This is a genomic window from Flavobacterium sp. (assembly GCF_044361015.1).
Taxonomy (GTDB): Bacteria; Bacteroidota; Bacteroidia; order Flavobacteriales; family Flavobacteriaceae; genus Flavobacterium.
This window is the reverse complement of the sequence record NZ_JBIKJL010000003.1, coordinates 67,045-80,410: the sequence shown is the minus strand read 5'-3', so window position 1 is coordinate 80,410 and position 13,366 is coordinate 67,045. Positions and strand designations below refer to the sequence as shown.

11 protein-coding genes and 1 tRNA gene are annotated in these 13,366 nt (G+C 34.5%); 5 read left to right on the top strand and 7 right to left on the bottom strand.

The features are described from left to right. Window positions 1-153 precede the first annotated feature (153 nt). Complete coding sequence (locus ACIQ2Z_RS02155) at window positions 154-426, top strand: HU family DNA-binding protein (RefSeq protein WP_129464469.1); 273 nt, start codon at window positions 154-156, stop codon at window positions 424-426. Between the two features lie 121 nt (window positions 427-547). Next, window positions 548-1,108, top strand: coding sequence for a YqgE/AlgH family protein (locus tag ACIQ2Z_RS02150; RefSeq protein ID WP_396182522.1), 561 nt, complete (start codon window positions 548-550; stop codon window positions 1,106-1,108). Here the strand turns inward: ACIQ2Z_RS02150 and ACIQ2Z_RS02145 are convergent. Next, window positions 1,105-1,941 (bottom strand): aminotransferase class IV, encoded by an 837-nt coding sequence (locus ACIQ2Z_RS02145; protein ID WP_396182521.1) that lies wholly within the window; start codon window positions 1,939-1,941, stop codon window positions 1,105-1,107. The genes ACIQ2Z_RS02150 and ACIQ2Z_RS02145 overlap by 4 nt on opposite strands. A 47-nt stretch (window positions 1,942-1,988) precedes the next feature. Beyond that, complete coding sequence (locus ACIQ2Z_RS02140; protein WP_396182520.1) at window positions 1,989-2,381, bottom strand: START-like domain-containing protein; 393 nt, start codon at window positions 2,379-2,381, stop codon at window positions 1,989-1,991. 147 nt (window positions 2,382-2,528) lie between these two features. On the opposite strand from ACIQ2Z_RS02140, the gene ACIQ2Z_RS02135 reads away from it, so the two are divergent. Next, a tRNA-Met gene (locus ACIQ2Z_RS02135) sits at window positions 2,529-2,602 on the top strand. Between the two features lie 417 nt (window positions 2,603-3,019). After that, window positions 3,020-5,665, top strand: a complete 2,646-nt coding sequence (locus ACIQ2Z_RS02130) for a LamG-like jellyroll fold domain-containing protein (RefSeq protein ID WP_396182519.1) — start codon at window positions 3,020-3,022, stop codon at window positions 5,663-5,665. Window positions 5,666-5,775: 110 nt separating this feature from the next. Here ACIQ2Z_RS02130 and ACIQ2Z_RS02125 read toward each other — a convergent pair whose 3' ends face one another. From ACIQ2Z_RS02125 to hisS, 3 genes are all read right to left on the bottom strand, one after another. After that, window positions 5,776-6,945: an acetate/propionate family kinase gene (locus ACIQ2Z_RS02125; RefSeq protein WP_396182518.1), complete on the bottom strand. Its 1,170-nt coding sequence runs from the start codon at window positions 6,943-6,945 to the stop codon at window positions 5,776-5,778. An 8-nt stretch (window positions 6,946-6,953) separates the two neighbouring features. After that, on the bottom strand, window positions 6,954-9,044 hold the full coding sequence (pta, locus tag ACIQ2Z_RS02120) for a phosphate acetyltransferase (RefSeq protein WP_396182517.1): 2,091 nt from the start codon (window positions 9,042-9,044) through the stop codon (window positions 6,954-6,956). Window positions 9,045-9,167: 123 nt separating this feature from the next. Next, complete coding sequence (gene hisS, locus ACIQ2Z_RS02115; protein WP_396182516.1) at window positions 9,168-10,535, bottom strand: histidine--tRNA ligase; 1,368 nt, start codon at window positions 10,533-10,535, stop codon at window positions 9,168-9,170. Between the two features lie 178 nt (window positions 10,536-10,713). On the opposite strand from hisS, the gene ACIQ2Z_RS02110 reads away from it, so the two are divergent. Further along, window positions 10,714-11,961 (top strand): ABC transporter permease, encoded by a 1,248-nt coding sequence (locus ACIQ2Z_RS02110; protein WP_396182515.1) that lies wholly within the window; start codon window positions 10,714-10,716, stop codon window positions 11,959-11,961. Between the two features lie 15 nt (window positions 11,962-11,976). Here the strand turns inward: ACIQ2Z_RS02110 and prmC are convergent, their stop codons facing one another. Together prmC and ACIQ2Z_RS02100 are read right to left on the bottom strand one after the other, a co-directional pair. Then, window positions 11,977-12,828 carry a peptide chain release factor N(5)-glutamine methyltransferase gene (prmC, locus tag ACIQ2Z_RS02105; RefSeq protein WP_396182514.1) on the bottom strand — a complete coding sequence of 284 codons (852 nt, stop codon included), beginning with the start codon at window positions 12,826-12,828 and terminating at the stop codon, window positions 11,977-11,979. A 9-nt stretch (window positions 12,829-12,837) separates the two neighbouring features. Further along, window positions 12,838-13,317, bottom strand: coding sequence for a GNAT family N-acetyltransferase (locus ACIQ2Z_RS02100; protein ID WP_396182513.1), 480 nt, complete (start codon window positions 13,315-13,317; stop codon window positions 12,838-12,840). Between the last annotated feature and the right edge of the window lie 49 nt (window positions 13,318-13,366).

Genomic DNA, 13,366 nt, shown 5'->3' with positions numbered 1-13,366 from the left:
AATATCCGACGAACTGCTCGTTGTTATCAACAAAAATACTTAAGTTATTAACAAATGTAACGAAAACTCACGAAAACACTTGTGCGGTAAGGAAATCCTATTAAATTTGTTACAATTAACTTTATGTTTAACCAACAATTAATAACTATTATTATGAACAAATCAGAATTAATCGATGCTATCGCTGCAGATGCAGGAATTACTAAAGCAGCTGCTAAATTAGCTTTAGAATCATTTTTAGGAAACGTAGGTAAAACTTTGAAAAAAGGTGGAAGAGTTTCTTTAGTAGGTTTCGGATCTTGGTCAGTTTCTAAAAGAGCTGCTAGAGATGGAAGAAATCCTCAAACTGGAAAAACAATTAAAATTGCTGCTAAGAATGTAGTTAAATTCAAAGCAGGTGCTGAATTAGAAGGTACTGTAAACTAGTCTAATTAAGTCGATATAAAGAAAAGTCTTCCACTTCGGAAGACTTTTTTTTTAGATTTTTAATAAAGTAATTGGATTATTGAAAATAATTTTACTAAATTTAACTAAAAATTGTAGGTAAATGATATCAGAAATAATCAAAAAAGGTCATTTGCTCATTGCAGAGCCTTCCATATTAGGCGATTTATCTTTTAATCGCTCTGTTATTTTATTAGCCGATCACAACGCCGAAGGTTCTGTAGGCTTCATTCTCAATAAACCCCTTGATTACTCCGTAAATGATTTGGTTCCGGAGGTCGATGCTACTTTTACCATCTATAATGGTGGTCCGGTAGAACAGGATAATCTTTATTTTATCCACAATATCCCAGAATTGATTCCGAATAGCGTAGAAATTTCCAATGGTGTTTTTTGGGGCGGAGATTTCGAAAAAACACGTGACTTAATTAATAATGGTAGCATCAACAAAGACAACATCCGTTTCTTTTTAGGCTACACTGGTTGGGATGCCAATCAATTAGAAACAGAGATGAGTGCTAATTCATGGATTTTAATTGAAAATAGTTACAAAAATAATATACTGAAAAAATCGTCTTCTGATTTTTGGAAAGAACAGATCATGGAATTAGGCGGCGAATACATTATTTGGTCTAATGCTCCTGAAAATCCAATGCTGAATTAAAATAAATTCACTGCTTCATTAAGTTTTTCAAGCAATACTTTTGCTAAGACCGACTCAAATTCCTTTTTACGATATTGGGTGATTGGTTGAATTCCTGAAATCACATTGGTAATAAATAATTCATCCGCTTTTTGAAGATCAAAAGGAGAAATAGGCTCCTCAATCACTTCGATTTCTGCTATTTTTTTTGCAATAGTAAGGATTTGTTTACGCATAACGCCATTTAAACATCCTTCTGATAGTGGCGGAGTGGTTAATCGATTCCCGATAAACATAAATAAATTTCCATTTAAAGCTTCCACTACATTTTTTTCTTCATTAAGTAAAAGGCAGTTTTGATAGCCATTTTCTTCAACAAAAATACTACCAACTGTATTGATTAGTCGATTAGTCGATTTGATGGTGGAAAGCAACTGCTTAGTAACATAAAAATCTTTGAATAACTCGACTTCATAAGGTTCATTTGCAAAAGCATAAACTTTGTTATCCAAGGGTTTAACCGAAATTAAAAATGAAACACTTCGGGATAAAGGCAAATAATAACCCCCATCATTGCGGTAAACCGTTAGTCGAATCCGACAAGAAGCTGAAAAGAAATTACGTTCAGCCAACTGTATAATTTGCTCTTCCAAATATTCTAAAGTAAAATTCATTGGAATCTGCATCCGAATGATTCGCATAGAAGCCATCAAACGGAAATAATGGTCTTCCATAAAAAGAACTTTGCCGTTGACAAGTTTAAGGGTTTCAAAAACTGCATCGCCATATAAAAATGCCCGATTATGCATTAATATCGAATCCGCTTCAACTAATTTTCCGTTTAGATTAATCATAAAAAAAGCCCTAAATTAAAGGGCAAATATACTGTTTATTCCACAAATTAAACGGATCCGATTACGTGTTTTAAATCAGAAACTTGATTCTCCCAAAGCTGTTTAGATTCTGTTAACTCATCTTCAAAAGCAAAATCTACTACTACTAAAGAAACGTCTTTGGTGATTTCATCTTCTGAAATTCTCAATTCAAAAAAATAGTCGGTGTCTTTATCTTGGTCATCAATCCACCTGAATTTTACTCTTTCATTTGATTTTTTGGAAGCTAATCGGGCTCTTTCTTTAGAACCATCCCAAATAAAAGTAAATAATTCACCTCTGGAATTCACATTATCAGCAAACCATTCTGACAAACCGGAAGGAGTAGAAATATATTGATATAGCAATTGCGGAGAAGAATTAACCGCAAACTCTATTTCATATCGTACTTTTGTATCCATAAACTTAATTTTTGAGCAATATATTGAATATTAATTCAAAAAAAAAGGGAATTTATAAATAAAAATAATTTCTTATTTTATGTTTGTAAGGTTTGCGATTATTTCTATATTTGCACCCGCGTTACGGTACATGTACCAAATGATTTTGGCGAGGTAGCTCAGTCGGTTAGAGCGTTGGATTCATAACCCAAAGGTCGGGAGTTCAAATCTCCCTCTCGCTACAAGGTTACTACTTTTAAAGTAAACGGATTAAGGTTCTTAATCCGTTTTTTTTATGGCCTCTATTTTGCTACTTTTACAAACCGTACACCAAATTGATTGACTATTCAATTTATAGATATCTTTTTTTATATGGAATTGATATCAATTTGTACCACAGTAAAATAGTATTAACTTTTAGCTAGGATAATTATTACTCCTGTTTACAGTTTCTACTTTCTAACAAATTCCAAAAAAATATCTTACTATCCTTGAAACATAAAATCACTTAAAAAATAATTATATTTTGTAAGTTTTTATATATATTTATCATTTATATATGTATTTCATCGATTATTTTATTCACTTTATCGATTATTCAAATTTGATTGCTACTTTTGAAATGTCAAAAATAAAAAATCAACTTAACCTCATTAATAATGAAAAAGATAATTTTAAAAAAAACTATATTTTCACTTCTACTCATGGTATTGTGGAGCATAGAAAATCACGCAAAGAATAATGACAAGGAAATTAGAAATGTTTATTCCCTGTCACAGCATCAGGAACCTATATTGAACATTAACCAAAAAGCATTTTTATACTTCAACGGAAGCAATGATTATGGAAATGCAAATGTTTTTTTAGAAGGGTTGGAAAGAACTACAATAATGGGCTGGATAAGTTTATCACCTCAATTTGAAAATTACGCTTTTATAATGGGTGAAAATAACTTTAATATCAGTTGTGATGCCAACAGAAAAATAATTGTTAAATGCAATTCTGCTTTTTTAACGAGTACGATTTCATTGGATACTTCACGCTGGTATCACATTGCGGCTTCTTATGACGGCTCAATAGTTAAATTCTACCTGAACGGAAACCTAATCAATCAACAAGCTGCTAACGGATCAATTGGGCAAACTTTGAATTCATCTTTTACAATTGGAAAAAATCCTATAAACAATATTCATTTTTTCCAAGGCAAGATGGATGAAATAAGAATTTTCAATAAAAACTTGACCGATTACCAAATACAACAAATGGTTTATCAGGAAATTACAAATCATAATGGAATGATAAGAGGTGCTGTTATCCCCAAAAATATTCCCGGTTTGAATTACAATTCATTGATTCGATATTATAAAATGGATCTTATCCAAAATAATCTTGTGCAAAATCAAACGCAAAATAATCCGAATGTTATTGAAGGAATTCAACTTTTCAATATAAATATTGTTGGAATTCAAGAAGCGCCAATGCCTTTTTTGACCAAGAGAAATGGTGATTTTCCTACAGCCATTCATGATGATGAACATGATATTTTTGGAAAAGATGCTGAAAATTATCCGTGGTCGATTATTCAAGTGAGCAATGATATAACTCAATATGAAAATATTGGAAACTTTGGCTTGATTGTCGATTCAGGTAAAAAAATCACCATGTTGAATGATACCAAAATCGAAAACCGCGGTTATTTAAAATTAAATGGCCAAATAGATTTAGAAGGTGAATCGCAATTGATCCAAACAACAGAAAGTGAATTGGACCCAACTAGTTCAGGAACCATTGAAAGAGACCAACAAGGTCAATCAAATAAATATAATTACAATTATTGGTCATCACCGGTAAGCACTCCAAATACTTCTTCAATCAACCATGGTTATACTGTAGCCGAAGTGATGAAAGACGGAAGTATAATAGCTCAACCGCAAAACATTGGATGGGTTAGCGGAATGAACAATCCTACGACGAGTAACCCAATAACATTGAGCAGCTATTGGATATTCAAATTTCAAAACCTGACTCCTGATTATGCAAATTGGGCCAGCGTAGGTCAAAACGGTCTTTTGCTAGCCGGTCAAGGCTATACACTTAAAGGAAGTGGAGCCACCAGTGGCTCACAAAATTTTACCTTTATTGGAAAACCAAATAATGGGCAAATTATCAATATCGTTTCAGCCAACAATCTAAACTTAACTGGTAATCCATATCCTTCTGCTTTAGATGCAGATAAATTCATAAAAGATAATTTAGCAACCATCAATGGAACTTTATACTTTTGGGAACATTTCAAGACAAATAATACACACACTTTAGGAGAATACCAAGGTGGATATGCTGTCCGGACCTTAGTGGGGGGGACGGCTCCTATGTCTCCAGCAGACATTAGTGAATTAGGTTCAAGCATACGAATTCCTGGCAGATTCATCCCGGTAGGGCAAGGTTTCTTTGTGACAGGAAATGCAACGGGTGGAAATATCATTTTTGATAACAATCAACGCCTTTTTGTCAAAGAAAGTAATATTGACTCAAATAGCTTATTCAGAGCCAATCAAAATGCTACTGCTCCAAATTCAGGATTAGTAACCAACGAAGAAGACCCTTATACAGAAAATGCTTTCATGAAATTTCGTATCGGATTCAATTCCAATAACAATTTTCATAGACAACTATTAATTGGTTTTATGGATGATTTAGCAACGGAATCTGTTGATCCGGGTTATGATGCAATTCATATTGACAACCAACAATATGATATGTATTTTTTAAATAACGGAACAAAATTAATAATTCAAGGTGCTTCTCATTTTGAAACGAGTAAAGTTTATCCGTTAGGAATTAAAACCTATGTAGCCGGTGATGTTCAATTTACTTTAGACGGTTTAGAAAATGTAGAGCCAACACAACCTATTTACATTCACGATATTGTGACTGGTTTATACCATGATATCAGAAATGAACATTTTACAATCAATTTACCGCAAGGTGAAATCCACAATCGTTTTGAACTGACTTTTCAAAATCATGCTTTATCAGCATCGGATTTTGAACTTGGAAAACAAATCACGGTGGCTTATACTAATGCCCAAAATCTACTAACTATAAAAAATAACTTAACTGATGTAACTGTGAAAACAGTGAGCATCTTTACAATCCTGGGTCAGACCCTTGCTACATGGAATGTTGAAAACCAAACCCAAAACAACATTTCGCTACCGATAAGCAACCTAAGTGCTGGCCCATATATTGTTCGAGTGAAAACCACTCATGGAACAATTAGCAAAAAAATCATTATTAAATAGGGTTTTGATAATTGATTTTTGACACCGAAAAGCCCCTCAAAATTGAGGGCTTTTCATTTATAATAAATAGGCACTTATAACCAAACTGAGGGTACGGAAAAATATTTTTTTTAAGTTAAAAGACCATAAGCCTGCTCCGCCATTTCAAACTCCTCATTCGTTGGAATGATTAAAATTGGCACTTTCGAACCTTCTAAAGAAATGGAACGGATATTTTTGGAACGCTTCTTGTTTTTTTCTTCATCCAATTGAATGCCAAAGTAATCCATTTGCTGACAAATTAACGAACGCATAACATCACTATTTTCACCTATTCCCGCTGTAAATACCAACGCATCTAAACCATTCAATGCCGCAATATAAGACCCTATAAATTTTTGTACACGATAAGCCATCATCTGAAGGGCAAGCAAACACTCTTTATTCCCTTTTTGGGCCTCGTTTTGTATGTCTCGTAAATCGGAAAAATCGGTCAAGCCCTTTAATCCACTCTCTTTTTGCAATAAATCTTGTACTTGACTCGAAGAATAATTCAAGGTATCCATTAAGTAAAAAATAATTGCTTGATCAACATCACCACTTCGGGTTCCCATAATCAAACCGTTGGTAGGACCATATCCCATAGAATGTTCAATGCTTTCTCCATCTTTCACAGCTGTAATACTGCAACCGTTTCCTAAATGAACAGTAATAATTTTAGAATGTTTGAATTCTAAAAATGCAATGGCTTTTTTAGAAACATATTTGTGGCTGGTTCCGTGAAAACCATATTGACGAATTTGATGCTGGGTATAAAATTCATTTGGAATCGAATAGCGATAGGCCTTTTCAGGTATTGTCTGATGAAAAGCCGTATCAAATACCGCAACTTGTGTTGCTTTTGGAAAAACAACCTCAGCCATTTCAATACAAGCCAAATTGGCCGGATTGTGTAAAGGTGCCAAGGTACATAATTCGCGAATCTTATCCTTAACTTCCGTGGAAATAATCGTGGTTTTTGAAAACTGTTCTCCGCCGTGAACCACTCGATGAACGATAGTATCAATAGTTTGATAGTTACTTTTACTCAACATTTTTTGAGCTAATGCTTCAAAAGCTTCTTTGTGATTGGCGAATTCCACCGTTTCTGTAAATTCTTCTGATTGAATCATATAGTGAAACTTAGTATAGTCTAACCCTATTCGCTCTACCAAACCCGAAGAAATAACAGCTGCCAAAGGCATTTCAATAAGCTGAAATTTTAATGACGAACTTCCGGCATTAATGACTAATATGTTCATAGGCTGTTTTAAATATCCTGTGCCTGAATGGCGGTTATAATTATCGTATTGTAAACATCTTCAACGGTGCAACCTCTACTCAAATCGTTTACAGGCTTATTTAAACCTTGTAACATGGGTCCGATAGCAACCGCACCGGTTTCCCTCTGAACGGCTTTATAAGTATTATTACCCGTGTTTAAATCGGGGAAGATTAATACATTTGCTTGACCGGCAACCAAAGAATCGGGCATTTTACTTTTTCCGACGGTCATATCTACAGCGGCATCGTATTGAATTGGTCCTTCAATTTGTAAATCGGGACGCAAAGTTTTAACTAATTCAGTTGCTTTTCTAACCCGCTCCACATCTTCACCAATACCTGAACTTCCCGAGGAGTAAGACAACATGGCTATTTTAGGCTCAATTCCAAATGCTTGGCTGCTTTCTGCAGAGGAAATGGCAATTTGAGCTAATTCTTCGGCCGTTGGATTAGGATTAATGGCACAGTCGCCAAAAACCGAAATACGATCTTCCAAACACATGAAAAACACCGAAGAAACTATTGAGATTCCTTTTTTAGTTTTAATAATTTGTAAAGCTGGACGAATCGTATATTGTGTGGTATGAATAGCTCCCGAAACCATTCCGTCTGCCAATCCTTTGAAAACCATCATGGTGCCAAAATAAGAGACATCCGACATCAAATCTTTGGCAATATCGTGATTCACATTTTTATGTTTTCTCAATTCATAGAATGTCTCCACAAAATCAGCATAATAGACCGAATTTACCGGGTCAATAATAGTTACTTTATCCAAGGGTAGAAGTATACCGGACTTAATCAAACTCTTTTCGATAGTCTCTTTTTTACCCAACAAGGTGATATCCACCACATCGGCAGCAATTAATCGGTCAGTTGCCTCTAAAATTCGTAAATCTTCCGATTCAGGTAGAACGATATGTTTACGCACTTTTCTTGCCTTTTTTAATAAATTGTATTGAAACATTTTAGGCGTAATTCCTTTTGAGGTAAAATTAGTTACATTCTCAATCAGTAAATCGGAATCAACATATTTATAAAATGTTTCAAGGGATAATTGAATTTTTGTTGTATCATCGGGTCTTATTTTACAATTAATCCTACCTATTTTATTAGCGGCTTTAAAAGTATTCTCTTCCACACTAATGATAGGAATAATATCATCCAAGCCTTCAATCAGTTTTAGAATAGACTCTTCTGGAATAAGTCCTCCCGTTAAAATAATTCCAACCATTCTTGGATAACTGGCCGATTTGTGTGCTTGTAAAACGCCTATAATAATATCTGCCCGATCCCCGGGAGTAATCACCAAATTATTTTGACCAATATGAGTAAGATAATTGTGTAATTGCATAGCACCCACACTAAAACTGCCTACTATACCATCTAACAAATGCTCGCCAAATAAAACCTTTCCATTCAAAGCTTCTACTACTTCCCGAACACTAGGGTTGCTCAATAATTCATTGACCGGTATAGCTAAAATCTGAACCTCATCTGCACAAAATTTTTGAATTCCTTTAATAAATTTAGACCTATTTTTTTCTTGAATTTTATTGATAACAATAGCCATTACACCAATTTCCTTTCCTAAAAAGGACTTGTAAGCTAATTCTAAATTTTGAATGGAATCCTCTATAGAATTGTCTCCCGAGGCATTTATCAACACGGGCAATCCTAAATTTTTAGCAATTTGGAGGTTAATTTCAAATTCAAAAACAGAAACTTCATCTTCAAAATCACTTCCCTCTACCAATACAAAATCGTATTCCTCTTCCAATCTTTTATAATCGTTCATAATGGTATCAATCACCTCCCCTTTCTTTCCCAAATTAACCAACTGAATCATCTTTTGCTTGGTATAAGAATACGCATTCTCATAGTCAAATTTTAAATTAAACGTTTGAAGAATTAATTGCAAATGGCTATCAATTTTAGATTTCTTACCTTCGGTAATAATGGGTCGGTAATAAGCTACTTTTGCCATACGGCTTAGCAACGCATCCATTAATCCTAAACTTAAAAGTGACTTCCCGCTTCTGGGTTCAATAGTGGCGATATATAATCCTTTGTTCACGAAATGGTTTTTATGAATTGGAAAATCTATATTATTAGTGTATCGATTCAAAACAATACTTTTTTTGACAACCATTGCTTTAAATAAAATTAAATGAATTCAAAAAAATATATAAAATTCAAGCTATTTTAATACCTCTTTCAATTCCTCAAAATCTAAAGCAGTTTGCGCTCCGGTTTGCAAGTTTTTGAGTCCAAATTCCATTCGATCCAATTCTGATTGACCGGCAATAACAGCAAAAGGAATGCCGCGTTTATCCGCATATTGAAATTGTTTGGCTATTTTGGCGGCATCCGGATATAATTCCACCTTAATGCCTGCCCGACGCAATTTGGAAATAGCTTCCATCGCATACAAACTTTCATGTTTTCCGTAATTGATAAACAACGCTTTTGTAGTTGCCGAAACCGTATCAGGAAACAAACCTAATTCTTCTAAAACCAAATAAATTCGGTCTAATCCAAAGGATATTCCAACCCCACTCATGTTTTTCAATCCAAAAATTCCAGTCAAATCATCATACCGACCGCCTCCACCAATAGAACCCATCGCAACTTGTGGAGCTACAACTTCAAAAATGGCTCCGGTGTAATAATTTAATCCTCTGGCTAACGTGACATCCAAATCAATCAGTGCAGATTGCAAACCTAATTTTTCAACGGTTTCGCAAATAAATTGCAGCTCGGATACTCCTTTTTTTCCTTCTTCGGATGAAGATATTAACACATTTAACTTTTCAATTTTCTCTGCAACTGTTCCGTTAAACTGAAACAAAGGTTGCACTTTTTCGATGGCGGATTCCGAAATTCCTTTATCAAGCATTTCTTTTTTCACCCCGTCATCACCTATTTTATCTAATTTGTCTAAAGCAACAGTAAAATCAATTAATTTATCTTTCGCTCCAATTACTTCCGCAATACCTGACAAAATTTTTCGGTTATTGATTTTGATGGTTACTCCGCCTAAACCTAATTGCGTAAAAACCGCATCATACAATTGAACCAACTCCACTTCTTGCCACAACGAAGTGGAACCTATAACATCGGCATCGCATTGGTAAAACTCTCTGAATCGGCCTTTTTGCGGACGGTCAGCACGCCATACGGGTTGAATTTGATATCGTTTAAACGGAAACTCAATTTCATTTTGGTGTTGCACAACATAACGGGCAAAAGGAACGGTTAGGTCGTAACGAAGGGCTTTTTCAGAAATTTTACCGGAAAGTTTTTTATAATCGATAACATTCAATTCATCGGAACCAACTTTATCTAAATAATCTCCCGAATTCAAAATCTTAAAAATCAATCGATCGCCTTCTTCCCCATATTTTCCCATCAACGTTTCTGAATTTTCAAACGAAGGTGTTTCAATTGGCTGAAAACCAAACACCTCAAAATGATGCTTCATAATAGAACTGATGTAGTTTCGTTTTGCGACCTCCGCCGGTGAAAAATCTCTGGTTCCTTTAGGAATACTCGGTTTTTGTGCCATTATTGTTTTTTAATATAATTTTGAAAATGGTTTTACAATTGATTTTTGATAGTGTCATTGCCTTTTGTCATTGTAATTGATTTTTGCCACTGTCATTTCCTTGTGCAAATATCTTACTTTTTAAAGAAAATAAAGAAACCTTGTAACAATTATTGTAATTTCGTGTCAAATTAAGCATATGGCTCGATTAGTTAAAGAAAATATCAAAATTGCACTGGGTTCTATTAAAACACAGTTGCTTCGTACTATCCTGACGATTGTAATTATTGCAATAGGAATTACTGCTCTGGTAAGTATTTTAACGGTAGTATCAGCTCTTGAAAATACCCTGTCAACCAATTTTGCATCGATGGGAGCCAATACCTTTACCATAAGACAATATGAACTGGAAGTTCGTGTGGGAAATGGTAGCAGGCAAGAACGCGAAATCATCAACCCGATTATTTCCTATCCGGAAGCAAAAGGATTTCAAGAAAAATATAATTATCCTTTCACCCATGCCTCTTTGTCATTTACCGCTACTGCTGCTGCCGAAGTAAAATTTGAAAATAAAAAAACTGACCCTGAAATTACAGTACTAGGTGTTGATGATTACTTTTTAACCAATTCAGGATTGGAATTAGCCGATGGTAGAAACTTTACCGGTTTCGATATTGAAAATAACAATTTTGTTTGTGTAGTGGGCTCCGATTTTGAAAATGGCCTTTTAAAAGATGTGAATCCTATTGATAAAATCATTTCTATTCGCGGGGCCAAATTTAAAGTCATTGGAATACTTAAAGAAAAAGGTTCAACCTTTGGTAATAGTCAGGATTTAAGGGTAATGATTCCAATTCAGGTAGCTCGTTCACTATTTACACAACCCAATATTAATTATAACCTTAGTGTTTTAGTAGACAAAAAAGAGTTATTGGATGCTGCCATAGACAACGCAATCATTACGATGCGAAAAGTTCGAAAACAAAATCCGGTTCAGGATAATAATTTTGGAATTGTTCGAAGTGACGAATTAATCAATCAAATTCTATCGTTAACTTCTGTTTTAGGAATTTCGGCGTGGATAATTGGGGTAATTACCATATTTGGTTCCTCTATTGCTTTAATGAATATTATGTTGGTTTCCGTGACAGAACGAACCAGAGAAATTGGTGTACGAAAAGCGTTGGGAGCTAAAAAAAGTACGATTGCTTTTCAGTTTTTTACCGAAACAATTGTAATTGGCCAATTAGGTGGGATTCTTGGTATTATTTTAGGTATTTCAATTGGCTCAGCTTTTGCAGCCTTACTCGAATTTGATTTTATTATTCCATGGATGGCAATCATTGCCGCGGTGATTACCAGCTTTTTAGTTGCAGTTGTTTCCGGTTTATATCCGGCTATAAAAGCGGCAAAACTAGACCCGATTGAAGCATTACGCTACGAATAATAATTTTTCCTTTTTCTAAAAACTTTTTACCGCTCTGAGCATTCGGTCATTTCCATAAACATCCTGTCGAAGTTCTATTTCTGTAAAACCATAAGAAGCTATTAATGCAATCATTTCAGTCCCTAAATACTGATTAATTTCAAAAAACAATTGTCCGTTAGGCTGTAAATATTCTTGAGCCAACTGAGCGATTTTTCGATAAAACAACAAAGCATCATTATCTGCAACAAATAAAGCCAAGTGGGGTTCAAATTTTAAAACGTTGGTATTTATTTCCTTTTTTTCAAGCTCCCGAACATAAGGCGGATTCGAAACAATTACGTCAAATTGCTGCTCCAACATTGTGGTTGCTAAAATATCATTTTGAAGAAAAGTTACATCAACTTGATTCATTGAAGCGTTTTTAGTGGCAACTTCTAAAGCTTTCTCCGAAACATCCAAGGCAAAAACAGTTACTTTTGGTAATTTTTTTTTCAATGTAATCGGAATGCAACCGGTTCCTGTTCCTATATCCAAAAGGCTGATTTGTGAATTGGTTGGATAAGTTTCAAGAATCCATTGCACCAATTCTTCTGTTTCCGGTCGCGGAATCAAAGTATGCTCATTTACCTGAAAAGTTAACCCATAAAAAGAGGTTTCTCCTAAAATGTATTGAATGGGTTTTTGCATTTTCAGTTGGCTTAAAACGGAATCCCAATACTGTTCTTCTTCAACAGTGATTTCAAAATTTGGATTCAAAGCCAAGTCAAGACGCTTCAATTGATGCCTCTTTTCTAGGGTTAAATAGAAAAACTGATCAATCTCCATCACATCAAAAAAGGGCGATAGTTCGTTTTGAAAAAAGGATTTGTATTTTTTTACTTCCATTGAATATAATTACAAGTCTTTTAACATCCAAACCGGACACGATGTATGGCCGGTGCAACCCATAGGAGCATCGATATATTGAAAACCAAATTTTTTATACAATTTCTGAGCATCTTCCATATAGGGCATAGTTTCGAGATAACATTTTTCATACTTAAAAGAGATTGCTGCTTGCAAACACTTCTCTATCATTTGCGAACCTAATCCTAGCCCACGAGCTTCCGGTAAAAAATACATTTTTTGTAACTCACAAATAGTTTCTGCTTCATTTGCTAACTGACTCACTCCGGCTCCACCTGTAATTTTACCATCATGTTCTACAACAAAATAAGAACTTCCGGGGATATTGTACGTTTCAAACATAGCGTCTAAAGAAACATCTGCATAAGCCGTTCCTACTTTTGGAACATTGTGTTCAATTAAAACGGAACGGATAACAGCTGCTATAGCTTGGTTATCAGTATAAAGTATTGGTCGAATGATTATCATACAAATTGATAGCTATTTAAAAACTGTAAAAGTAAAACTATTTCAACTT

What these genes read in the sequence shown, in the direction of transcription:
- ACIQ2Z_RS02155 (WP_129464469.1), top strand. Translation starts at nt 154, where the DNA reads ATGAACAAATCAGAATTAATCGATGCTATCGCTGCAGATGCAGGAATT.
- ACIQ2Z_RS02150 (WP_396182522.1), top strand. Translation starts at nt 548, where the DNA reads ATGATATCAGAAATAATCAAAAAAGGTCATTTGCTCATTGCAGAGCCT.
- ACIQ2Z_RS02145 (WP_396182521.1), bottom strand. Translation starts at nt 1,941, where the DNA reads ATGATTAATCTAAACGGAAAATTAGTTGAAGCGGATTCGATATTAATG.
- ACIQ2Z_RS02140 (WP_396182520.1), bottom strand. Translation starts at nt 2,381, where the DNA reads ATGGATACAAAAGTACGATATGAAATAGAGTTTGCGGTTAATTCTTCT.
- ACIQ2Z_RS02130 (WP_396182519.1), top strand. Translation starts at nt 3,020, where the DNA reads ATGAAAAAGATAATTTTAAAAAAAACTATATTTTCACTTCTACTCATG.
- ACIQ2Z_RS02125 (WP_396182518.1), bottom strand. Translation starts at nt 6,945, where the DNA reads ATGAACATATTAGTCATTAATGCCGGAAGTTCGTCATTAAAATTTCAG.
- hisS (WP_396182516.1), bottom strand. Translation starts at nt 10,535, where the DNA reads ATGGCACAAAAACCGAGTATTCCTAAAGGAACCAGAGATTTTTCACCG.
- ACIQ2Z_RS02110 (WP_396182515.1), top strand. Translation starts at nt 10,714, where the DNA reads ATGGCTCGATTAGTTAAAGAAAATATCAAAATTGCACTGGGTTCTATT.
- prmC (WP_396182514.1), bottom strand. Translation starts at nt 12,828, where the DNA reads ATGGAAGTAAAAAAATACAAATCCTTTTTTCAAAACGAACTATCGCCC.
- ACIQ2Z_RS02100 (WP_396182513.1), bottom strand. Translation starts at nt 13,317, where the DNA reads ATGATAATCATTCGACCAATACTTTATACTGATAACCAAGCTATAGCA.